This window comes from Holtiella tumoricola (assembly GCF_027857615.1).
Classification (GTDB): Bacteria; Bacillota; Clostridia; order Lachnospirales; family Cellulosilyticaceae; genus Holtiella; species Holtiella tumoricola.
Genome location: NZ_JAQIFT010000028.1, coordinates 1 through 24,640, shown reverse-complemented (window position 1 = coordinate 24,640; position 24,640 = coordinate 1). Strand labels below are relative to the sequence as shown.

The window sequence follows — 24,640 nt, the reverse complement described above, 5'->3', positions numbered from 1 at the left end:
GAACATTGCTCATGCAATGTTCTCTTTTTATTTATTGAATATTTTTAATTTCTTGGTATAAAGCTTCACCAATAATTTTGTGTGTAGCTGCTGTTGGATGCCATTCATCATAGAACATATAGCTCTCTACATTTTCTGTAACAGCCGGTAATACTTCTGGCCATGTTGGTTGTACTACATTAACGAACTCTGTAATACCATATTTATCTGTATTCGATACAATATCCTCTATTGTTTTTGTGATATCATACGTTGTAATATTTAAGCCTAATTCTGCTGAAAGTGCCTCTACAAGTTCTGGTAATTGTGCATTTACTGTTTTGGCATAATCTTTAGCATATTCTTGACGTCCTTCTGTAATTTCATAAGGGATATATGCTGTATCAAAAGCATAAGGAATAAGGAAGTTTTTAGCACCTACTTCTGCTAAATTTCTTACTGCTGCTTCAATATTAGCCACAACTTGATTTCCAACACCTTCAACTGTTCCTTCTAAACTATAATCAACAAATTTGAAATAGTCATTAAGCCCACCAAAGATATAGAAAAGTGTAGTTCCATCTGCTTGTTCTCCATTTAAAGAAGCTGCATACTGTTCAATTTGTCCTAGGACACCTGTACCACCTTGACTATCCATCCATTCTGAATAATTTTCATAACCACTTGTTGCACCACCTACAGCATAGTTAGTAAGTGGTAAACCTGCTAACTCTGATGCCACTTCAATAAATGTTTTTCCATTTGAATAACGATTTTCCCAGTAAAGATCACCTGGTTTAATAAAAGCCTTTTCTTCTGTGCCAGCTTCTACAATCGCTGTAGATACTCTATTAGCACCACCATTATCTGAAAAGCTATCTCCAAAAGCAACAATATTTGTAATGGATGTCTTGCTCCCTTCTTCAGCCCCTTCTGTTAATGGTGTACTGCTACATCCTGCTACACCTAATAGCATTGTTCCTAAAAGTGTTCCTACTATTAATTTTTTTAATATTTTTTTCATAGTTACTCCTACAATTTTTATATTTTTAACACAATGTAAATTATAAACACAAATACATAAAATTATAATTGTAAATTGTACACAACAGAATCTTTACATTCTAACAATGAATTCAGTTTTTAATACTTATTATTAATTGATTTATGTACCACCTACTAAAAGGAGGCACTATACATGCCTCCTTTTTTATTTAATTTATTATTATTAAGTTTAGATATCTTAAATTTTTAACATAAATAGTATAATTGCACTTAAATTAAGGCACATACTTACTAAGTATAGAACCTGGACTGCCTGCTTTTGTGTTAAACCATTTTGTACAAGTCTAAAATGTACTTGACTTGTATCCCCTACATAAAGTGGTTTACCTTGTTTCATTCTCATATACATAACATACAAATTATCAAATATAGGTAGCCCAAGTGCTAATATTGGTATGAATATAGATATAATTGTTGCCTGCTTAAAAGCTCCATCTAATGAGATAATAGCAAGCATAAAGCCTAAAAACGTAGCACCTGCATCTCCCATTAAAATTTTTGCAGGAAACTTATTGTATCTTACATATCCTAGGCATACACCTACTAGTATAATCCCCATAAGTGCAGCATTTGCATTACCCTTACCGCATGCTACTATAAATAATGTAAAGGCTGAAATACAAGATACGCCTCCTGCCAATCCATCCATCCCATCCGTAAAATTAATAACCGTTGTTACCCCAAAGATCCATACTACTGTCAAGATTGCTTGTAGCATTGTAGGTAGCAAAATATATCCCCCATTAAAAGGATTTGTAAAACCTATAAATTGAACACCTCCTGCATATACAAGTATGCAAGCAAGCACCTGTATCATCATTTTAGGCCAAGCCTTTAGATCCCCTCCGCGAATTTTAACCCAATCATCTATCATTCCTACTAAAAAAATCAGACAACTACTAATAAATATCCATATTGTTTTTGTAGTAAGTTCTTTGCTAAACAAGAAATATACAATCCAAAACACTGTAAAAATACCTACTGCTGCTAGGTACGGTTTTGCCTCTTTATGGATTTTTCTCGTATTCTCTTGTTTTGGTTTCTCCACATAATCAATTTTATAAGCAATCTTTCTAAGTTCTGGCGTGATTACCAACATAATGGCTAATGATAGTAAAAACGCAAATGCATATACCATAGCTTTTCCCCCTAAGGCTTCAACAGTTTCACTACAATTTTTAATAATATATTACCCTCTAATATTTTTCAATATATTTTATATAAAATTTTATAAATTTTAGAAAATATATTCCTCTATTATTTTTGCTTAAATTTTTACATGTATTATATAAGATATTCCATTCCTATTTTATTTTTATATCCTATAATAATCTTATACTATTACATCGTTTAAAGGAGAAGTATTATGAGCAATTATGTAGGCGTTGATATCGGTTGTACAAAAATGTACTTTTGTGCAGTAGTAGATAATCATTACATCGAAAAAAGAGCACTCACAGGATTAGATTGTCCCAAAGAACGTATTAAAGAAGAACTTGAAGCCTTCTTAAAAGAACTTCCTTTTACCCCTGAAGGTATTGGTATGGCTATTCCTGGTCTAGTTAAAGGTGATTATATGGTAGAGTTATCAGATATGAGTGACCTTACAGGCGTAACTGTAGATTATTTTAGTGAGGGTCGTTTTCCTATTCGCTTTATCAACGATGTAAAAGCTGCTACTGTATGTGAAATTAGCAATCATCCTGATAGTGATACCTTAGCTGTTATTATGGCAGGTTCAGGGCTTGCCATTGGTGTCTATTCTAAGGGTAAGATGATAACTGGTGCTCATGGATTTGCTGGTGAACTAGGGTATTGTGTCATTCAAACTGAAGATGGTCCAACTGTCTTAGATGACGTCTCTGGAGGCATGGGTATTTTAAGATTAGCTCAATGTGATGCACCTACATTACTCTCTCGTCTAGAGAATAATGACCCTTCTGCTACTGCACTCATCGCTAAAGCAGGACACTACTTCGGTCTAGCACTTACCAACATTATTCATCTCTTCAATCCTGATACCATCGTAATAGGAGGTAGCACCTCTACTTACACAGGCTACCTAGAACACGCTCTATCAACTGCTAGCCAGTATACTTTAAAAGATATGTACACTGCTTGTACTATTACAACACCTAAAGATCTTAAGCGTATCGTCGCATTAGGTGCATTAGAATACATAAAATCTGGTCTTATACTTTAAGAAAAAGCCTAAGATATAGGAGGAGGCATCCTTACTATATCTTAGGCTTTAAACTTACTTAAAATATTTATAATCTATTATGATTTTTTTTTAACTTATGATAAAAGCTTACTTCTAATTCACTTAAATCTTGCTCTTCTTTAATTCCTCTTACCGAATAAAGATAATACATAATTTGTCTAAGGATAATTGGAATGGTTAGCATCATCATCAAACAAACAATATCTTTTAATTCATTTGCCATAAATTCTATTCTAAATATTTGCCCCATGAACATATTAAATAGCTCTAAGGCAATCGTAAACATAATGGCAAGCCAACAAATTGTTTCTAAAAATGTTTCAAAATGCAATTCCTTAAGGTAAGTATTTTTCTCTGATGTACCTGAAAGGGACGGTTCTTCTATTTCCTCTAAATGATTAATCATCATTTCTTCTGTATCTACCTCACTATCATGTAATGCCTTCTTAAGAACTTTCTTTTTATTATTTTTACAAATTTTATCTTTTATCTTTTTATAAGGCCTAGATGGTGAAAGTAATTGAATAATAATATAGCCACACATAATTCCTATCAACAAGAAAAGTGTCGACAAGTTAGCATAACTACCTAATCTATAATTTATAGGATATGCATGATATAAAATACTATTAAACATTAAGCTTACAAAAAGCATTGTGCACCAATAAACCACCTTGCTTCCCACTAAACTTATACGTCTTCTTAATGTATGTTGCATCATAAACACCGTTAGCCCTACACAAAGGACTAAAAATTCTATAAGAATCATTATATGCTATCCCCCTCTAATAAATAATCTTGCTCTAGCTCATGTAGATTTTGAATATACTCAAGCTTCAATGCGAGGTCTGACATCTTCTGATTTGCCCAGATTACAAACTTTGTCTTTATTAAGACGTATTGTTCTTCTGTTAAGTTCTCTAATCCTCTATGTTTATACATTTCTTCTCTTGTTAAAATACTTCCTAAATTAAACTGACACAATATAGCTACAAAACCACTGTATTTATCCAATTTACTTAATGGGCACCACATAGAATAACCACTTTCAATACCTTCTGGTATAAGTTCAAATTGTCCCAGGAAATACTTTAATTGGATAAGCATGTTTTGTAGACGCTCTCCTTCTTTACTCTCGGTATCTCCTGCCATTAAAGTTGCAATAAGAAGCTCTTCTATTGCTTCTTTAGACTTTCCTACAATGTCTTTGTTAGACTTAGCAAAAAGAGGTGTCTTTTCTCTACCTTGCATTAAGGCAAACAGTAATGTTAGTCCATCGATAAGGACTGCAAATGCTAAACAAAACCATGCCATGGCTCTTTGAGCACCTGGATCTAAAAGATTTTTAATAGGTAATACATATAAGTTATGCATTACATAGCTTGGTGAAGTTAAATCTATAGGATTTTCTAATACTTTCGTTTGATTGAGAATATAAGCAGCACTTTTAATCTCTGATTGCATTTGTGTATAAAGTTGCATCGCATCTTCTTCTGTTACACCACTAGTCATAACTTCTTCTAGTGGTTTCATAATAGAAGCTTCTTTGTCTGCTAAGATTAAATAATGATTGAGATCTTGCTTAAATTTTGGTAGGGTTCCCTCTCCTTTTAACGCTACCACTTGTGTATGGAAGTTCGTTAATACGGTTGAGAAAATATTTCTATTCCCTTTACCTGTTAAGATAAAGTCTAAGACATAATCTTGAATTGCAGCAATCTGCTCTTCTACTTTTAAGATTTTTCCTTCTTCTCCTAAAACCCCCTCTTGCTGTTCTTGTATAAGGTTATACATTGAAACTACAAGCTTTCCTATTTGTTCTTGTGTCGTCTTTGTTTCAATACTTGCTTCTATAAAAGCATCCTTAGTTTGTCCACCTAATATAGCTTGTACTTCTTGCTCATACAACTCATTTTTAAGCGTTGCATCTTGCTTAGTTGTATCTGTAATCATATTACCTACAGCAGCATTATACTTTGCCATATCTGCATAATATTGATCTAGGTTATCACCATAATTATTAATATTAGGTTTTCTTAATGCATTTGTTTGAGCATTAATCTTTCCTGTTTCAATTTTAATACCATCTAATTTTTTACTAAGTGCCTCATTTTCAACAACTTGCTTTGTTAATGCACTATAGCTTTTATCTACCTCACTAAAAATATCAAACACATAGCTTTTCATATCATTTTCAGATTGATCACGAATCAGCTGATATTCTTCTGTCATACTGCCATAAATTTGTTTGTAACGCTCTTCTAGGTAATCTACAGGTGAATTGATATGATTATAAATACCAATATAAGAGAAATACGTTGAGCAAAGTGTTGACATACACATAATTAAAACTAACCACATTTTAAAATGTCTTCTTATAGTATGGCTCATACAAAATACTACTAGCTGAATAGCTAGTGCAAAAAGAAGCGGTGCACTTAATCCAAAAGGTAAATTGACACCTCCAAAGTATACTTTACTCCCTTCAAAAGTTGTTGCTAAAGAAATCAGCTGTAAAAATACAGTTACAATAACAATAAGCCATCCTAGTGTATTTTGATTAAAGATAACATCTGTTCCTCTATAGTCATTACCTCTTAGCATATTTTGATAAAATTGCTGCTCTTTTTTAAGCGCATGCTTTTTATAATGTCTTTCAAATTTATGTTGAATCCAAGTTAGTTTAGGCATTTTCTCACCCACTCTCTATCAAATTCCAAAACGGTTCTTTTTTCATCCTACTCATTATACGAACTATTTCTTATTAAAAGACGTATAAATTTCTTAAGATTTCTTTAAAAACCATTAGGATATGTTAAGAATGAGTATCCACATTATACTTCAAATAGCTCATCAAGCATATTTTCTATTAGTTGATTAATAATCTTATCTAACCCTTCTTCTGCTAAAAGCTTTCTATTTCCTAGGGTAATATTAATAATTTGGCTCCAATTTATGACGGCATCCAAATCATACTGTTCCTTCTTACCTTTTATATATTTAAGATTTTCTTGTATCCTCTCTCTTATGACATCTCTTCTCGTTCTATATTCTTCAGGTAAGTTTATTGATAAACTTACAAAGTCATCCTGCCTTAAATAATTATAAATGTTATCATCATCTACAAACATCATACTATAATAATAATTTCTTATATCATCTCTATCTAAGTAACCTTTTTCTTCTCTAACCAGCTTAATACGCATATTAATTTTGTCATGATAACATTTTACAATATGGTATATTAGACTTTCTTTAGATTTATAGAAACTATAAAATGTCCCCTTGGCAATCCCCACTCTACTTGTAAGAGCTTCTATACTCATTCTTTGCATGCCATGCTGCTTGATTAATATTAAAGCCTCTTGCATAAGTCGTTCTCTAATTTCTTCTCTTTTTTGCGGTGAATATACTTTAGGCATAACTACACTCCCATCCCATTAATTTTGCCTATACAAATATTTTGATTTTTTTATTTTTATTTATCTCCCTCATTTTATTCCTCTCAAATTCACCCGTCAATCATCTTTTTTAACCTATATAAAAAAGGGAAATATTTTACAATATCTCCCTTTTTCTTATTATACGTATTATACGTATTCTACTTGTCTATGATTTACTTTAAGAATTTTATCATATTTACTTCTTGTTTCATTGAAAAGCACGTGGCTTACATTAATAACGGTTACCCCTTCTAATGCAAGTATACTTTTTTCTATTTCTTTAGCTCTTTCCATATCTAATGCTGCAAAAGCTTCATCTAAGAAGATTATACTTGCTTTGGCAAGTAATCCTCTCGCAATTACCACCCTACTTCTTTCTCCACCTGATATATTCTTACCATTATCATAGATCATTGTATCTAACCCATTAGATAGCCCTTTTACGAAATCACTTAATCCTGATTTTCTAATGGCTTCTTCTATTTCTTCTTCTGTATAATCTTTGTAGAGTGTAATGTTGTTTCTCAATGTATCTTCAAATATAAAAACTTGTTGCTCTACATTGGCTACTTGTGAAAAGAAATCGTTTTTCTTAATATCTTTTAAGTTATAACCATCTATTAAGATTTCCCCATTAGTTGGATTAAAGTACTTTCTAAGCAATTTAAGTAAAGTAGATTTCCCCCCACCGCTAGGACCTACAATAAGATACTTTCCACCTTTTTTAAGTTCTAAATTAATATTTTCTAAAATTAAATCAGTTTCTTGATCTGCATATCCAAAACTCACATTTTTTAATGTAATAGATTCATTAAAACTTGGCATAGGCTGTGTTTCTTCATAGTTATCTTCATTTTCAAGGGTTTTTTCTATCTTTTTAATAAGATCTTTTACAGTAAACATTTTTGGTAACTGCTCAGAAAGATTCATAACTGGCCACATTACCTTTTGCATACTTTGTACAACCAGGAATGCCCCACCTACAGTAATTAATCCTTGTATAGCCATGTATCCACTAGCTGCCAACATCATATACATCATTAAGCCAATAATAATATTTTCTGATGCTTGAATATAAGATAAGAATCGATCTACAATATATCCTTTTTGCTGCACCTGTTCACTCTTATCATTAAAGTTCTCTTGTACACGTTCTGTTAAGTTATTACTCTTAATAATATGAAATGCAGATAACATTTCCTTTGTATAAGAAGTATAACCTTCAAATAAAGTACTTCTCTCATTCATATGCTTTGCAGTTGGCTTAGAAGTCAATGTTGAGAATATAATCATCACAATCATTACACCTACAGCTAATAAAATAACCCATGGAGATACTATAGTCATCATCCATATTCCTGCAGCAAAGTTTCCTATACACGCTCCTATTTCGTATAAACTATCAATTAAGTTAACTTCAAGCAGATTAAAGTCATTCGTTAAACAAGATATATACTTCGCATTATTTTCTTTTTGAAACTCACTAATATTTTTATTAAATACGCCATTTACATAGTAATGCTTAATAGTTAAATTAGCTTTACGTTTATATAAGGCTCTTGTTATCGCTACCAAAATACATAGTGGAACTAAAACAATTGCCATCACTATTAAGTCAATAGATGCACTTCTAAAGTTAGTCATATCCCCACTTAAGGCAATATCCATAAGGTCCATCATCTTTACAAAACTATAGGAATCTGCAAATGCTAATAGCGCTGCTGTTAATGCCGCAAGTATGAAATAAGGTGTTACTCTTAGTAATCTTTTTAGCATATTACCACCTCCCCAAAGTATTCTCTTGCCTGATAGGTTTCTACATGACCATTCTTAAGTTCTAGTACGTAGTCATATTGATCTGTAACCCCTTCATAATAACGATGACTAATGGCTACTACTGTACATTCTAAATTCAATAGTTCTTGCTCTATCTTCTTGCCAATGTCCTCATTTAGTGCCGAAGTTCCTTCATCTACGAACAGAATCTCTGCATTTTTAGCTAGCGCCCTTGCAATAGATATTCTTTGGCGCTGGCCTCCTGATAAATTCTTTCCATTTTCTGAAAGTACTGTTCCAAGTCCTTCTTCTTTTTCTTCTATCAACTCTTGTAATCCTGCTTTTTTACATGCTACCTGTATTATTTCATCACTAATATCTTTATAAAGGCTTATATTATTTCTCATAGTATCTTCAAACAGGAATACATCTTGATAGATAAATGCCACTTGATTATTAAAATCTTTTTCTTGAATCGTCTTATAGTCTGTTCCATCTACTAAAATCTTACCTTCATATTCATCATAAATCATAGAAAGTAATTTCATTAATGTAGATTTTCCTGAACCACTTACCCCTTTGATCAAATATTTCTTACCCTTTTCTAATTTAAAATGAGCATCTTTAAGTAAGATCTTATCTTCATATCCAAAGTTTAAACCTTGAACTTCTATAGATTCCTTAAATTCAAAAGGTACTTTTCCTTGTTCTTCTTCTTCATGATTCGTTTCTTGCTTCGTAATCTTTTCATAAATACGTCTAGAAGATTTGATGACATTCATTCTAGGTAAGATCTCAACTAAGGGAAAAACTAAATTACTACATAACTGAACAGAAAACATCGCTGTCGTAAAGTTACTAGAATTCATTGATGCAGCCACATAAATAACTACTCCAAAGAGTACAATATAACTTGAAAACATCATCAAACTTCTTTGCTGTTCGCTAAAAATATTGAAAGCAACCTTTCGCTTTTCTACACGATTAATGGCATTCAAACTTTTATCTAGGAATTTATCTTCAATATTATTAAGTTTGAGTATTTCTAATCCGTTAAAAGTATTTGCAACTTCTACTGTAAGTTGTTCATTTTGATTAGATACTTCCTCTTGTAGACTTTCAGTCTTCTTAGAAAATAATGATGCAAATAAGAAAAGTCCTATAGATACTAACGTCATAGCTATAGCTAACTTATAGTCTATAACATAAAGAATAATGAGACATACTATGTAGAGGCCCCCCATATAGATGACATTAAGTAAATTTAGAAAGAAATTATTCTCAAAAGTATTAATATCATTGATTAAATGAGACATGTAAACTTCTTTACTTTGCTTACTAAAGTCTTTGTAAGAAATATGAATAATCTTATCAAAAGCTTGCTTTCTTACATCTAGTAATATATTTTTCATAAAGCCAATACGCATTAACCTACTAGCAATATGAAAGCCTCCTGTTAATAAAGCTGCAAATATAGAAAGGATTACAAGTATCTTAAAATACTCTATATCCCTTTTTTCAATAACCCCAAATATCATAGAGAACAATCCCATTCTTATTAAGCTATCTATAACAGGCATAAAACAAGCTATGATATAAATGATAAATTGTCCCTTTCTCTTCATTAAGAGATCTTTCATTTTTCATCCCCCTTATTCAACTTTTATACTTGAATGAATTATAAGTTTATTTTAGTGTAACATCGTTACGTTGTCAATATATGTTTTATAACATTGTTACGTTACTTATTTTATATAAACTACATCGAGTATAAGTAAAAAAAACAGACTTCCATTTAAAATCCAAGACTTTCATTTATTATACTAATCTATAATTTCTTAATAGTGAAGTTTCTTTTTTATACTATATTTGTTTCTAAATAAAAAGAACGGTTTTTGAAGTAATCCTTCAAAAACCGTTCTAGAACAATTATATTTATTTTAATTTTGTGTGTTTGGATTTACTGGTTTTTTAAGTAATCCAATCATCAATGCAGCTACTATTACACCACCAACATAAGCAATAACAAATCCCATTGGGTTTTCAATCACTGGCAATATAAAAATACCGCCATGTGGTGCACGTGATGCACAATTAAATACCATAGCCAAACATCCAGCAACTGCTGAACCAACTGTTACAGATGGTAATATGCGAAGAGGATCTGATGCCGCAAATGAAATAGCTCCTTCTGTAATAAATGACATTCCTAATACATAATTGGTAAGCCCTGCTTCTCTTTCTTTCTCTGTAAACTTACTCTTGAAAAGTGTAGTTGCTAAAGCAATAGCTGTTGCTGGAACCATGCCTCCAATAATAGCAGCAGCCATAACTGATGCATTACCTGCTTCAAGACATACTACTGCAAACATATATGCACTTTTATTAAGTGGACCGCCCATATCAACTGCCATCATTGCTGCTACTACTAGTCCCAATAATACTTTACTCGAATCTCCCATACTTGTAAGTGTACTTGTAATCATTCCATTAAGAGCTGCTACCGGAGGATTGATTACCAACATCATTGTTGTCCCTACTATAAATAATCCTATCAAAGGATATAAAAGCATTACTTTTAATCCTTCAAATGATTTAGGAATAAATTTTAGCACTTTAGAAAGTAAGATAATTACATATCCCCCAAGAAAACCTGCTAAAAGCGCTCCCAAGAATCCCGAACCACTTTGTTGAGCCATTACCCCACCTATAAAACCTGTTGCTAAACCACTTGTACCTGCAATACTTACTGCTATGTAACCAGCTAACATTGGAAGCATAAATCCAAATGCCAAGTCTCCAATTTGTTTTAACATTGCCGCAAACGGTGTGTTAGAACCAAAGTTAGCCGGATTAATACTATAATCATCAAACAGGAATGCTAGAGCCATTAAAAGCCCGCCTCCTATTACGAATGGTAGCATATGATTGATTCCATTCATCAAATGCTCATAAATTTGCTTTCCTAACGATTGTTTTTTCATTCATGTTCTCCCTTTTATGTCTTATGTATATAAAAGCGCAAAAAAAGACTGCTCTAACGAGCAACCTTTTTTTCACCCTTTATTTTATGCTCATACATCCTATCCAAATAAACTTTAATAAGTGCAGCTATTGGTACTGATGCAATCATTCCAACACCACCAAAGTAACTTCCTCCAATTAATACAGATATCAAAATCCAAACAGGAAGAAGTCCCACTTGGTCCCCAACGATCTTAGGTTGAACAATGTTACCATCAATTTGTTGATATAAAAGTAGTAATACAGCACCTGTTACACCCATACCTAAGCTTGTAAATGACCCTAATACAAAAGCAAGTCCAGAACCCACAATAGGTCCAACATATGGAATCACATTAGTAATACCTGCTGCAACACCTATCAATATGGCAAATGGATGTTTAATCATTAGCATCAAACCAACCGATACTGCTCCTACAATAGCAGAATCCAATATGGTTCCCAATAAATACTTACCAACTACATCATCTAATGTTTTAATAAAGTCTATTATTTGTGTTTTTACTTTTGGTGTACAGATAATAGTACCTACCTTACTTACACCTGCAAATAGTCTTTCTTTATCCTTCAAGAAGTAGAATGTCACAATAACAGTAACGATAAAGTCTATTACAAAAGAACTAAAAGATGCAATAAAGTTTCCAATACTACTCAAAATTAGCTGACCACCACTTAATAGGAAGTTTTTAATATAATTAAATACATCTGGAGGTATTATCTCACTAATTCTATCCATATTTAAGGTCCCTAGTGTATCAGCTATTTCTGTCATCCATGCATTGAATTGTGCCTCAAACTTTGGAATAGAATTAATCAAAATATTAATATTCTCAAAGAGTGGCGGTAAAATAAAGTTAATCAGCATGGCAATCATACCAATTACAATTAAAAAAACAGCAGCTACACTTAACAGCCTTACCCAGCCTTTACTCTTTTCTTTATCACGTTTTGGTAAAGCAGCATCTAGCCCTTTCACCACCCAACGTTCGATAAATAGCACTGGATAATACAGTAAATAAGCAATCGCAAATGCATAAATAACTGGAGAGATAATATCTACAAACTGCTTAATATATCCCCAGATTATTCCTAACACATTGGGGCTATTACCAATTACCCTATCAGCAAACATTAATATTATTCCTATAATAATAACACCTATTCCTATAGGAAAATACCTTTTATAATTTTTCAGCTTTTCTAACATATTTAGTTCCTTTCTAATATGTTTTTTCAATCCACTCCCTAGTAGTCATTTCTTGCTGAACCTTTACTTCACATATTGTTGGATCAATTGTCTCCTCATGAGCTATAGTAAGAAGAGACATTGTATTTGCAAACTTTACAGTATCTTTGATCGTCTTAGCATTCATATAGCTATAGCCAATTCCTGCAACAAATGCATCTCCTGCTCCTGTTACATTTATTACTTTAGCCTCTTGCGCCTTAATAATTCCTTCTTCTACACCATCATGATAGTAGATACCTTCACAGTCTAAACTAATAAATACCTTTTTGATACCCAAACCTCTAAAATAGTTACCTGCTTCTCTTATTGCTTCTTCACTATTTAATTCAAATCCACATAGCACCTCCGCCTCATAACGATTCGGTTTAAGCGTATGTATATAAGGTAATAAATGTTTTACTGTACATGCTCTTGCAGCAGATACTGGATCTAAAATAATATTTGTATATTCTGAGAAATTTTTAACAATGTATTCTGTAATAGCAGGATTATCTGCATCTAAAATTACAAATTCCGCATTTTTAATAAGCTCTCTTTTAGATTCAACAAATTCTTCAGTGAACAAGCTAGCAATACTAATATCAACTACAGCCGATACCATCTCACCCTTTTCATCTAATATAGCAATGTATGTTGGAGTGGCAGCCCCTTCTACTATTAACGAATCACTCATATCAAAGTGCATTTTTTTAGCATGTTCTTGTAGGCTTTTCCCTCTCTCATCATCTCCTAAAATAGAGATAAACTTAGTATTCACACCTACTCTCGCCATATTTTCTGCAATATTACGACATACACCACCATATGACATTTTTATAACTCCTGGATTTGAATCATAGGGTCTGTAACTCTGATTTGTGAATCCAAAAATATCACAAATAGACATACCAAAAACAAGTATATAAGGTTCTTTCTGCTGTATCATTATCGTCTCTTCCTTTTCATGTATTGATTATGCCTATTTTATCACACTCTTAGACATATTTCATTCATCTTGATAATTTTTAAATTTTGTAAAATTTTACAGGTCTTTCTTCAAATTTCAATAATACATCCCCTAACAAAGAGGCCTCCTCCATATCATGGGTAACAAATACAACCGTTCGCTTCTCTTTTATTATTAATATTTTTATTCTTTCTAATAACCTCAACTTCAATGCATAATCTTGGCCTTTAAATGGTTCATCCATAATTAATAATTCTCCATCATAGGCCAAAGCACGCGCTAAAGCTACTCTACGTTTCATGCCACCACTCAATTTATTAATTTCACAATCCTTATATTCCAACAGTTCTACAAGTTTAAGTATTTCTTCAATTCTATTTTGAATAGCATCTGGTTCTAAGTATGCTTTTAAGACTATCTCTATATTTTTTGATACATTCAACCAAGGAATCAGTCTATCTTCTTGAAATACAACAGATATATTTTTATTCTCTAATCCTATAATATTTCCTTTTTCATAACTTTCAATTCCCAAAAGCATCCTTATAAAGGTAGTTTTTCCACTCCCTGAAGCACCTAGTAAAACTGTTGTTTTACCTTCTTCTATTTCTATATTAAAATCTTTATAAAGCTGTATATTCTCATAGCTTTTAGAGAGCCCTTCTATTCGAATCATAAATTAACTCCTCTTTTTATCTTTTTGAACTTTTAAACATGCTATTTACACCTTTTTCACACAAGGTACTTAATACAACAATAACTATTACCCAGGAAAAAAGACTATCTGTTTCTAAATAAGATTTTGAACTTAAAAGATTGTACCCCATAGAGTGTTTGGGCACCGCTAATACTTCTGCCGCAATTACTACCTTCCAACTTAGTCCAACAATCATTTCTAGCGCAGCTTCTAAATAGGACTTTATTTGAGGAATATAAATCTTACAGATCACTGTAAAAGTTTTAATCTTAAAAACTTTGGCCATCTCCAGCAATTCTTTATCAACACTATTAAAACCTTTTAACGCATTGGTATACACTACTGGATAACACATTAAAAAACATACAAAAATAGGCACAGTATCTTTTGTAAACCACAATAATGCCAGTATAATAACTGCCATAACAGGCGTACTTTTCAGCAATGTAATAAAAGGTGTTAATATTTCTTGTACAAGCTTAATCATATACGCAATCAATGCGCTTATAACCCCCAATATACTAGAAAGTATTACACCTACACCCACTCTATAAAAAGTTAGGAGAATATCTTGATAGAATCCTCCCATACTCATCATTTCTATTAACTTTTTGAAAGTTGCCCCCGGAGAAGGAACTAGTATATCCTTCCCCATAAGACTATGTACACATTGCCATACCATAATCCACAAAAATACTATACACCCTTTTCTAATAATTACTTTAATTTGGGATGGTATAGAAATTTTCATCTGGTAATTTGCCTCCTATAGATTTAGGATTTGCTTCTGCAAGTATTTCATAAAACTTAGAGAGCATATCTTTTGAATCTACACCATTGCGATATACAATATTACAAGCAGGAATAGCTTTTTTAGCTATTTCAGCATCCGGTATAATTGCATAAGCTACTGCCAACTTAGCTGCTTCCTCTAAATTATTCGTTACAAATTCAACCGACTCTTCATAGCTTTTAAGAAAAGCTTTTAACTGCTTTGGTTGTTCTTCTACAAAAGATTTACTACCTATTATAATGCCCATTGGTAAATCCACTTGTTCTGTAGCTTGCCACATTTGATTTATATCAAGTGCCACTTTAATGTTTTCATTTTTTGCTAGTACTGTTGTTACAAAAGGTTGTGGAAGTAGTGCTATACTTCCCTCTTCTGCTACTAATTTAGATGCTATATCTGCATGATTTCCCATAAACTCCACTGTTATATCCTCTATAGGATCTATATCATTGGCTCTTAACACTTGATTAAGGACAAATTCAGGTGTACTATCTTTTCCACTTGAAAGTATTGTTTTCCCCTTTAGATCTTCTACAGATTTAATGCTATCACCATTTTCTACTATGTATAAAACACCTAATGTATTCACACCTAGCAATTTCACTCTACCATCGGTCTTATTATATAAAACCGCCCCCATATTTGATGGCACACAAGCAATATCAACCTCTCCACTTACTACCTTACCTACTATTTCATCAGGACTTTGATAAAGACTTATATCATAGTTTTTTGATATATTATCTTGGTCAGACATAAGCTTAATCATCCCTATTCCTGTAGGACCACTGAGTGCTGCTACTGTAACTGGTTTAGTGGAAGCTTGCTTAGTGCAACCTCCTATAGCTACCAAACTCAATACACATGATAATGCTATAATTTTTCTTAAATATCCCTTCATCACTCTATCCCCTTACCCAATTTTATTTTAAAATCATCTTATGTATAAATTGTTACCTTCACTATCAATCGTTACAATCACTGGGAATTCTTCTACTTCTAGCTTATAAATAGCTTCTGCTCCCAATTCTGCATATCCTACACATTCCATCTTCTTTACACACTTTGATAATAGAGCTCCAGCACCTCCAATAGCTGTCAAATAGGTACTTCCATATTCTTTCATTGCTTCTATTACTTTTTGATTTCTAAGACCTTTTCCTATCATAACAGTTTGTCCTTGTTCCATCATCCAAGGTGCATAAGCATCCATACGCCCACTAGTAGTAGGTCCACAACTTCCTATTACTTGCCCTGGTTTTGCTGGTGCTGGTCCTGCATAGTAAATGGCTACATTTTTTAGTGAAATAGGTATTTCCTTACCTTGTTTAACTTCCTCTACAATACGCTTATGAGCTGCATCACGAGCTGTATACATTGTTCCCGTAAGAAGAACCCTTTCTCCTGCTTTAAGTGTTCTTGCTTCTTCATTTGTCATTGGTATTTGAATATGTTTTGTCATCTTGTCTCCTCCTATAACCTTACGCTAATATGTCTATTAACATGACATCCTATATTGATAGCTAATGGCATAGATGCAATATGACATGGATAATCTTCTATATGTACAGCTAGCGCTGATGTATCTCCACCTAAACCTTGTGGCCCAATACCTAATGCATTAATCTTCTGTAATAATTCTTGTTCTAATGCACTCATACGTTCATCTGGATTATTACTTCCAACTGATCTTACCAACGCTTTTTTTGCCAAAAGGGTACATTGTTCAAAGTTACCACCGATACCTATACCCACTACCATAGGTAAGCATGCATTGGGCCCTGCTATTTTAACTGCCTCTAATACTGCTGCCTCTACACCTTCAATTCCTTGAGATGGTGTAAGCATATATACTTTGCTCATATTCTCACTGCCACCCCCTTTAGGGGCAATAACCATTTCAAAGTCATCTCCTTCAACTATATCAAAATGAATAATTGCTGGTGTATTGTCTCCTGTGTTCTTTCTATATAAAGGGTTTTCAACTATAGACTTTCTTAAGTAACCTTCTTTATAGCCTCTTCTTACTCCTTCATTAATAGCATCTTTTAACAAACCACCTTCTATATATACTTCTTGACCTAAATTTACAAACACAACAGCACTACCCGTGTCTTGGCAAATAGGAATAGCTTCTTTTTGTGCTAAATAAGCATTTTCACAAATATCTTGAAGTATTTCCTTGCCTAAATTATTGCTCTCAATAGTTGTTCTACTTTCTAAGGCTTGAAGCATATCTTTAGGTAGATTATAGTTCGCCTCTATACAGGCAGTTTTCACCGCTTCAATTATTTCATTTACATGAATCTTTCGCATATGTTTCTCCTTATTTGCTATTCGTTTTATCTAGTTGGTCTAACTTAAGTTGTCCTTTCATAGGCTGTTCATTATCATTATCTGGAACTGGTTTAAAATTTGGCAATAAACCTATTGTTTGTAAAGTTTTAAGCATAACGGCGATAATAGGGCCTATAATCAAGCCAAATACACCTATTACTTTAAATCCAATATACATAGCCATAACCGTTACAAGGGCATAAACACCTATTTGAGTAGATAATACCTTAGGCTCCATAATTTGTCTCATTACTGCAATAATGCCATAAATCGCAATAAGTCCTATTGCTAAAACAACATTCCCTGATAATAGATGAAAAATTGACCATGGAATAAGTACTGCTCCACTTCCAAACAAAGGTAATGCATCTAAAATAGCTATACCAAGAGCTACAAGCAACACATAAGGTCTTTGTAGTATTAATAAACCAATTAGACAAATTACAAATGTAAAGCACATCAAAATTAGTTGTGTCTTTACATATCCCCCTAAGGCTCTTTTCAAGCCATTTTGTAGGAGTACTACCTTATCTGTAAGCTTTTCTGGCAATTGTGCTTTCACAAAGTCTTTAATCATTTTTCTATCCTTAGTCATAAAGAAAGTTGCTATTAATACAACAATTATAAAGAACACACCATTTGGTACCTTACTTACTATACTTGCTGTACTACTTACTAGGTCTGACAAAAATCCACTGATACTATTCAAAACAGTATTAATCAAATCATCTAAAGATTGAATAGCTTCAGGTAAAGGCAATGTATCCATCACACCTTGGAATTGAACCTGTATATTTTCCAATGTATATTGTATTTGTTCTGCATAATTAGGAAATGCATCTGCAAAACCAACTATCTGTTGCCACAATAACTTTACAAGGAAGGTAATTAATCCAAAAAAGGCTGTTAATACAGTAGCCATAGATAGCAATGTTCCCAATCCACGATGAACCTTAAGCTTCTTTTTCAAAAAGGTTACAAAAGGATCCAACAAACTTGCTAATATCCAAGCAATTACAAAAGGTAATATAAGTTCTAGTATATATTTAAAGAAAATATATACACCAAACAATATCAATATAAAAGATATAACACGACCAAACTTTTTACCCATTTTTTCATACCACTGCTCTGCTCGATCTGTTAACAACGAGATACCTCCCTTTTCACAAAATAATCCTAATCTTATGCTATAACGCTGTTTAAATCATGTCAAGCTAGATAGAAAAGTATTTTATAGAATTTTCCATATATGTCTGTTAATTTTTTAGACAAAAAAAGAGGCATCGCATTGGGGAAATGCGATGCCTTAAAATAGAGTTTTGTAAGGGTTTGCTATTTACGGAAATAATTTTGTTACTTTTATGTGTAATTATATGTTTAGGGGAGTTTAGAAATGATGCAAATACGGAATCTTTACATTTATCTAATCAAGGGTTTAGGGGAATAAAAGTAACAAATAATTACTCCCAAAGTAATATTATTATATTACTTGTCCGTTCGTGTAATATAATAACACCTGTTTATGAATATTATTTGTCCTATTTGTAAACGAATTGTAAACGTCGTGACTTTTTTAGACATATTTTATATTTTATTCTAGAAAGATTGTATATTTTGTAATCTAAAACGAAAGTAAGCAAATTCATTTACTTCAGTAAAGTATGTTATCATTTTAACATACTTCATTCTATAAATAAAGTGCATAAAAACATTTTTCTTTTTTATACATTTTGACCAATTTCTCATTATTTTATTCATCAGAGACTATCTATTTTAAATTTCATCTTATATAAAATGCCATCAAAAGTCGAATGCTGGCAAAATAAAAAGGCTCTAGCAAATGCTAGAACCTTTTTATAACTTTAGATAAACAAAAAACCTCGAAACATTTCTGTTTCAAGGTTATGTATGCGATTGGGGGGACTCGAACCCCCAAGCCCGTTACAGGCACTAGATCCTTAGTCTAGCGCGTATGCCAATTCCGCCACAATCGCGTATTTGTTTTTTAAGACATGTTTAATTATATATAACCTAAGGACTTTTGTCAACTACTTATCTTATATTTTTTTATTTTGTGTTCTCAAAGTAAATATCTTATATTTTCTCTATACTTCTAACACCACTATCTTATTCATATAGACTCTAATTTAAGACCTACTTCATTTAATTATATATCTTCATTTCTACTCAAGTTTGACTTATATAATTTCTGTACATACTCTATAGGAATACTATTGCTCATATAACTCAATTTCAAAAACCATTTCTATACACATGTAGGCAATCAGCATAACATTAAATAACTATATTCTTAAGCTTCAATAACTCCTCTAATTTTAACCTATTTTTTTCTAATCTACTTATCCTTTTAACATATCTAATATATAGTATATAGTATGTAATTTAAATGACATTTTTAATAGAAAAACAACATGTCTATTTATTAATAAATCTTAATTAATTTTTCTTAGGCATCATGCTTTATCTATGATAAAATAAATTAACATTATAGTAGGAGGGATTTACTTTTGAAAAAAATCTGGGATGCAAAATATATTAAAATTGCACTATATACCCTTTTTGTTTTAACTGCTTCTATTCTTATTTACCGTATTTCATCAAATACCGATAATATCATCCCTAATGTATACGGTTATGTCAAATCAGTTATAAGTATTTTTACCCCTATCCTTTACGGATTGCTTATTGCATATTTGATGAATCCAGCAGTTGCATTTTTTGAACGTCATCTTATTAAATTGACACATTCAAATAACTCTAAGGATTATCAACGCTTGCGTGTCTTATCAATCATTATTGTTTATTTATGCCTCTTTGGCACAGTCTTTCTAACCATCAGATTCTTAATTCCACAGATATTAGATAATATTAGATTACTAGTAAATAACTTACCAACCTATCTCAGAGAACTCCAAGATGCCCTTGGTAAACTTCAATTTGCTATTAATGATGCACTAGCTTATCCAGATTTATCTCAATTTGTTAATGAAATCATTAACCCTGCAAAGGTTAGCGAGCTTATCAACCCTTCTGCTTTACAATCTGTTTTCGATAAGTTAGTTTCTAGTACAATGTCTATAACAGGTACTTTTTTAAACTTAGTCATCGGCTTTGTAATTGCGTCTTATGCTGTTATGCAAAAAGAGACTTTTACTAATGGCACAAAACGTGCTGTCTACGCTCTCTTTAAATATCCTACAGCGAGCAAGATCGTTAGTGTAGCTTCTGAAGCACATGCTACGATTATTAGATTTTTCATTGGTAAATCTTTAGATTCATTAATTATTGGTGTTATCTGCTTTATTGGTCTTTCTATACTTCAAAATCCATATGCCCTTCTTCTTTCTTTCATTGTAGGTGTATGTAATATGATTCCTTATTTTGGACCATTTATTGGAGCGATTCCAGCTGTTATCCTTACATTATTTGAAGGCCCTAAAGCAGCTATTATTGTAGCTATCTTTATCCTTATCCTTCAACAATTTGATGGGCTTATTTTAGGTCCAAAAATATTAGGTGATTCTATAGGTATTACACCTTTCTGGATTATTTCAGCAATTACTATAGGAGGAGCAATCGCTGGACCTTTAGGTATGTTCTTTGCTTCCCCAATACTTGCAGTTCTTCTTTCTATGATTAACAGATGGATTGATAAGCGCCTACGTACAAAAGATATAGACTTACCTAAATTATCCCCTGAGGATGTTATTCCTTATGATCCACCTCATCTACATTTTGAAGAAGAAAATAAAAAATAATTAGTTTATATCAAGCATATAAATAAGCCTTAGTATATGAGATCTCATATACTAAGGCTTATTATTTTAAATCAATTAGTATTTATTCTTAGAATAGTTGGCTAATTTTTTGTTCAAGTACTTGTTTTGGTAATGCACCAACAGTTGTTTCTACTACTTGACCATCTTTGATGAAAAGAATTGTTGGAATACTCATGATGTTGTATTTTGATGCAACAGCACGGCTTTCATCTGTATTTACTTTACCAATTTTGATTTTGCCTTCATATTGTGTAGCAAGTTCATCAATAATTGGCGCCATCATTTTGCATGGTCCACACCAATCTGCGTAAAAGTCTACGATAACCGGAATGTTTGATTCTAAAGCTTCTTGTTGAAAGTTTTCATCTGTAAATTTGAATGACATATTTTTTTCCTCCATTTTTCATTGATTACATATACTTTATCATATGTTTTGAGTCTTGAATATATCTTATTCTATAATTATTATCTCTTAATTTTAAGATTCCATTCCTCAACTTTTTCCTCGAGGTATGCATCCATCTCATCTAAAGAATTCATAATCTTTTTTATTGGCTTTTCTTCATCATTTTTATTACTTGAATAAGAACTTCCGGTTTTCTTATTTGCTTTTGCACGCTCTTGTTCATATAAAAAGGTTCGTAATTTATATTGAACTTGTTCAAAAAAACGCATATTTATCACCTCATATACTTTTACTATAGTATATGAAGTAATGAATTATTTGCAGACTTTTCTTGGTGGTACTGCTTCTAATCTATTAATAGTAAAGCCCATCTCGGAGAATTTCTTCTCGTACTCTGTCATAATATTGTCTTCCATATCACTATTATGAAGATCAAGTGTTACATTCTTCATAAGCCAACCTTCAATTGAGAATTCTTCAATTGAAGATGCAAATAGACCTTTATTATCTGTTTTAAAATGAATTTCTCCTGTTTCACCTAAGATAACGGCATACTTTTTGAGGAAATCACGGTATGTTAAACGTCTTTTTGCATAACGTTTTTTAGGCCATGGATCTGAGAAATTAAGATAAAGCCTTTCAATTTCTCCTGCTTCAAAAATATCCATACAATTTGCTACGTCTTCAAATAAGAAACGTAGATTTTCTGGTGTTTCTTCTCTATTGGCCTTTTTACATGCTTTGTATACTACTGTTTCAGCTCTTTCAGCTGCAATATAATTAATATCAGGATTTCTTCTAGCAAGTTCTGTAATAAATCCACCTTTTCCACATCCAAATTCAACATGAATAGGGTTATTATTTCCAAATACTTCGTGCCATTTACCCTTGTACTGTGTTGGGTCTTGAACAACTCTCTCATCTTGTGCTAAGTAATCAGTTGCTCTTGGGTCTCTTCTCAGACGCATCTTTTATCCCCTCTCGCTGTCTATTTAGTACATTCCGCCTGGTGTTGCTTCTTCATCTTGATGCATAACAATTTTGATACCACTGCTTGCACCAATACGGTCTGCACCTGCATCTACCATTGCTTTTGCACCTTTGAAATCTCTTACACCACCAGATGCTTTAACTAATGCTTTATCACCAACTGTTTTTCTCATAAGTGCTATATCCTCTACAGTTGCACCACCTGTACTAAATCCTGTAGAAGTTTTTACAAAGTCAGCACCTGCTGCAACTGAAAGTTCACAAGCTTTAACTTTTTCTTCATCTGTAAGAAGACAAGTTTCGATGATTACTTTTACAATTGCTTTACCTTTTGCTGCATCTACAACTGCTTTAATATCTTGTTCAACTATATCATAGTCTTTATCTTTAAGTGCACCAACGTTAATTACCATATCTACTTCATCAGCACCATTTGCAATAGCTACTTCTGTTTCACGTGCTTTAATTTCTGTGAATGTTGCACCTAAAGGGAAACCTACTACTACACATGTTTTTACTTCACTACCACAAAGAGCATCAGCTACTAATTTTGTATAGTAAGCATTTACACATACAGAAGCAAATCCATATTGTTTTGCTTCATCACAAAGTCTAAGTACATCTTGTTTTGTTGCTTCTGGTTTTAAAATTGTATGGTCAATATAACTTGCTAAATTCATTTGGTCACCTCATATTATTCTTTTTATTTAGTATAGTATTTTTACTACTTTTCTATGAAAAATTCTCTTTGTAGATTATACCATCATTTCAAATTTTTTTCTATGCCATATAAAAAAGAGGTGTTTTTCACACCTCTTTGCTTTAAACCCTTACAATCCAATAGCCATAATCACCTGGTTGAAGAGCCTTGTTACTTCTGCCTCTAAAAGATTCTATTTTATCAATCGATAAAATAAATTTACGTTTTGTATCATAAATATCTGGTATACCAATATAGTATTGCTCAATATTCTTATCTCTTCCTAAGATTAAGAATCCAAATTTATGATAACAATAAGTTACAAATGGGTTAGTACACCACTCATAAGAAAATTGTGGCATAGATATAAGCTCTGCCATAGAAATCCTTACCCAATCAATTTCTTCATCTTTTTCTTCAAAAGGTTCTATTTCTGATGAATCTGTGAAGATATCTCTTACTCTGAGTAAGTCACCTTTTATATCTTGCTTCTCATCCTCTTTGTCTTCTACTTTTTCATTTTCTACTGTCTCTTTTTCATTAAAAGGGCTTTTTTTTTCATCTTTTGTTGCATTCATGTTATTTTGAATGGACTTTAATACATTTTCTATCTCATTTAAATACTGTTGCTCTTCATCTTCTCTATTTTTATGAGGTACTGCATTGGCTCTATTTTGGTTGAATGAAGTTGATTGTGATAGAGGTTTAACACTATCTTCTATAATACTTTGAACACGTCTAGCAAGCATTTCCTTATCAGAAGACTCACTGAATAAATTTTGCAATCTAGTTAATACTTTAATTTCATCTTGATATCTTTGGTCATACCCCTCGCCTAGATCATCCTCATCAGGAGTCGGCATAATTACTGGACCTATACCATCTTCAGGTTCTTCTGGTTCGTTCTCACCTGGCATTGGCATGATGACTGGGCCGGGACCCTCTCCGGGTTTTGCTGGTTGATTCTTATCTGGCGTTGGTATAATCACTGGGCCGGGGCCTTCTCCGGGTTTTGCTGGCTTATTCATACCTGGTTTATTACTATCTGGCGTTGGTATAATCACTGGGCCGGGACCTTCTCCTGGCTTCGCTGGCTTATTCATACCTGGTTTATTACTATCTGGCGTTGGTATGATCACTGGACCTGGACCTTCTCCGGGTTTTGCTGGCTTATTCATACCTGGTTTATTACTATCTGGCGTTGGTAT

General features: G+C 32.5%; 23 protein-coding genes and 1 tRNA gene. 2 read left to right on the top strand and 22 right to left on the bottom strand.

Translation table 11 applies throughout. The annotated features are described in order from the left end of the window. Window positions 1-31: 31 nt before the first annotated feature. Together PBV87_RS06475 and PBV87_RS06470 are read right to left on the bottom strand one after the other, a co-directional pair. Window positions 32-1,003, bottom strand: coding sequence for an SGNH/GDSL hydrolase family protein (locus tag PBV87_RS06475; protein ID WP_271011573.1), 972 nt, complete (start codon window positions 1,001-1,003; stop codon window positions 32-34). 219 nt (window positions 1,004-1,222) lie between these two features. Beyond that, the gene (locus PBV87_RS06470; RefSeq protein WP_271011572.1) at window positions 1,223-2,182 is read right to left on the bottom strand and encodes an MraY family glycosyltransferase; all 960 of its coding nucleotides are present in this window, start codon (window positions 2,180-2,182) and stop codon (window positions 1,223-1,225) included. A gap of 228 nt (window positions 2,183-2,410) precedes the next feature. Between PBV87_RS06470 and PBV87_RS06465 the strand changes: the two genes are divergently transcribed. After that, complete coding sequence (locus PBV87_RS06465) at window positions 2,411-3,247, top strand: ROK family protein (protein WP_271011571.1); 837 nt, start codon at window positions 2,411-2,413, stop codon at window positions 3,245-3,247. A 67-nt stretch (window positions 3,248-3,314) separates the two neighbouring features. On the opposite strand, the gene PBV87_RS06460 is transcribed toward PBV87_RS06465, so the two are convergent. The 15 genes from PBV87_RS06460 to PBV87_RS06390 form a co-directional block, all read right to left on the bottom strand. Then, window positions 3,315-4,037 carry a hypothetical protein gene (locus tag PBV87_RS06460; protein ID WP_271011570.1) on the bottom strand — a complete coding sequence of 241 codons (723 nt, stop codon included), beginning with the start codon at window positions 4,035-4,037 and terminating at the stop codon, window positions 3,315-3,317. Next, entirely contained in the window at window positions 4,037-5,959 is a 1,923-nt protein-coding gene (locus tag PBV87_RS06455; RefSeq protein WP_271011569.1) for a hypothetical protein, read from the bottom strand. Before PBV87_RS06455 ends, PBV87_RS06460 begins: the two co-directional genes overlap by 1 nt. A gap of 143 nt (window positions 5,960-6,102) precedes the next feature. After that, window positions 6,103-6,690: a TetR/AcrR family transcriptional regulator gene (locus tag PBV87_RS06450; RefSeq protein ID WP_271011568.1), complete on the bottom strand. Its 588-nt coding sequence runs from the start codon at window positions 6,688-6,690 to the stop codon at window positions 6,103-6,105. Between the two features lie 168 nt (window positions 6,691-6,858). Continuing rightward, a complete protein-coding gene (locus PBV87_RS06445) occupies window positions 6,859-8,487 on the bottom strand; it encodes an ABC transporter ATP-binding protein (protein WP_271011567.1) in 1,629 nt (542 codons plus the stop codon). Continuing rightward, on the bottom strand, window positions 8,481-10,127 hold the full coding sequence (locus PBV87_RS06440) for an ABC transporter ATP-binding protein (protein ID WP_271011566.1): 1,647 nt from the start codon (window positions 10,125-10,127) through the stop codon (window positions 8,481-8,483). The genes PBV87_RS06445 and PBV87_RS06440 overlap by 7 nt, the downstream gene beginning before the upstream one ends. 300 nt (window positions 10,128-10,427) lie before the next feature. Then, complete coding sequence (locus PBV87_RS06435) at window positions 10,428-11,471, bottom strand: PTS fructose transporter subunit IIC (protein WP_053982594.1); 1,044 nt, start codon at window positions 11,469-11,471, stop codon at window positions 10,428-10,430. 53 nt (window positions 11,472-11,524) lie between these two features. Then, on the bottom strand, window positions 11,525-12,643 hold the full coding sequence (locus tag PBV87_RS06430; protein WP_271011565.1) for an AI-2E family transporter: 1,119 nt from the start codon (window positions 12,641-12,643) through the stop codon (window positions 11,525-11,527). An 88-nt stretch (window positions 12,644-12,731) separates the two neighbouring features. Then, window positions 12,732-13,685: a carbohydrate kinase family protein gene (locus tag PBV87_RS06425; RefSeq protein ID WP_053982596.1), complete on the bottom strand. Its 954-nt coding sequence runs from the start codon at window positions 13,683-13,685 to the stop codon at window positions 12,732-12,734. A 79-nt stretch (window positions 13,686-13,764) separates the two neighbouring features. Then, on the bottom strand, window positions 13,765-14,382 hold the full coding sequence (locus PBV87_RS06420; RefSeq protein ID WP_271011564.1) for an ATP-binding cassette domain-containing protein: 618 nt from the start codon (window positions 14,380-14,382) through the stop codon (window positions 13,765-13,767). Between the two features lie 16 nt (window positions 14,383-14,398). Further along, window positions 14,399-15,154, bottom strand: coding sequence for an ABC transporter permease (locus tag PBV87_RS06415; RefSeq protein WP_271011563.1), 756 nt, complete (start codon window positions 15,152-15,154; stop codon window positions 14,399-14,401). After that, a complete protein-coding gene (locus PBV87_RS06410) occupies window positions 15,126-16,097 on the bottom strand; it encodes an ABC transporter substrate-binding protein (RefSeq protein WP_271011562.1) in 972 nt (323 codons plus the stop codon). The genes PBV87_RS06415 and PBV87_RS06410 overlap by 29 nt, the downstream gene beginning before the upstream one ends. A 33-nt stretch (window positions 16,098-16,130) precedes the next feature. After that, window positions 16,131-16,658 carry a Fe-S-containing hydro-lyase gene (locus tag PBV87_RS06405; RefSeq protein WP_271011561.1) on the bottom strand — a complete coding sequence of 176 codons (528 nt, stop codon included), beginning with the start codon at window positions 16,656-16,658 and terminating at the stop codon, window positions 16,131-16,133. 11 nt (window positions 16,659-16,669) lie between these two features. After that, entirely contained in the window at window positions 16,670-17,512 is an 843-nt protein-coding gene (locus PBV87_RS06400) for a fumarate hydratase (RefSeq protein WP_271011560.1), read from the bottom strand. 10 nt (window positions 17,513-17,522) lie between these two features. Continuing rightward, window positions 17,523-18,683, bottom strand: coding sequence for a sporulation integral membrane protein YtvI (gene ytvI, locus PBV87_RS06395; protein WP_271011559.1), 1,161 nt, complete (start codon window positions 18,681-18,683; stop codon window positions 17,523-17,525). A gap of 762 nt (window positions 18,684-19,445) precedes the next feature. Then, window positions 19,446-19,530, bottom strand: a tRNA-Leu gene (locus PBV87_RS06390). A 534-nt stretch (window positions 19,531-20,064) separates the two neighbouring features. Here PBV87_RS06390 and PBV87_RS06385 point away from each other — a divergent pair. After that, window positions 20,065-21,315, top strand: a complete 1,251-nt coding sequence (locus PBV87_RS06385; protein WP_053982603.1) for an AI-2E family transporter — start codon at window positions 20,065-20,067, stop codon at window positions 21,313-21,315. An 88-nt stretch (window positions 21,316-21,403) separates the two neighbouring features. Here PBV87_RS06385 and trxA read toward each other — a convergent pair whose 3' ends face one another. From trxA to PBV87_RS06360, 5 genes are all read right to left on the bottom strand, one after another. After that, the gene (gene trxA / locus PBV87_RS06380; RefSeq protein ID WP_053982604.1) at window positions 21,404-21,721 is read right to left on the bottom strand and encodes a thioredoxin; all 318 of its coding nucleotides are present in this window, start codon (window positions 21,719-21,721) and stop codon (window positions 21,404-21,406) included. An 80-nt stretch (window positions 21,722-21,801) separates the two neighbouring features. Further along, window positions 21,802-22,011, bottom strand: coding sequence for a hypothetical protein (locus tag PBV87_RS06375; RefSeq protein WP_053982605.1), 210 nt, complete (start codon window positions 22,009-22,011; stop codon window positions 21,802-21,804). A 45-nt stretch (window positions 22,012-22,056) separates the two neighbouring features. After that, a complete protein-coding gene (gene trmB / locus PBV87_RS06370) occupies window positions 22,057-22,710 on the bottom strand; it encodes a tRNA (guanosine(46)-N7)-methyltransferase TrmB (RefSeq protein ID WP_053982606.1) in 654 nt (217 codons plus the stop codon). 24 nt (window positions 22,711-22,734) lie between these two features. Further along, window positions 22,735-23,412 carry a deoxyribose-phosphate aldolase gene (gene deoC, locus PBV87_RS06365; protein ID WP_271011558.1) on the bottom strand — a complete coding sequence of 226 codons (678 nt, stop codon included), beginning with the start codon at window positions 23,410-23,412 and terminating at the stop codon, window positions 22,735-22,737. Window positions 23,413-23,554: 142 nt separating this feature from the next. After that, on the bottom strand, window positions 23,555-24,640 hold a 1,086-nt coding region (locus tag PBV87_RS06360), incomplete at its 5' end, for a DUF6128 domain-containing protein (protein WP_271011557.1).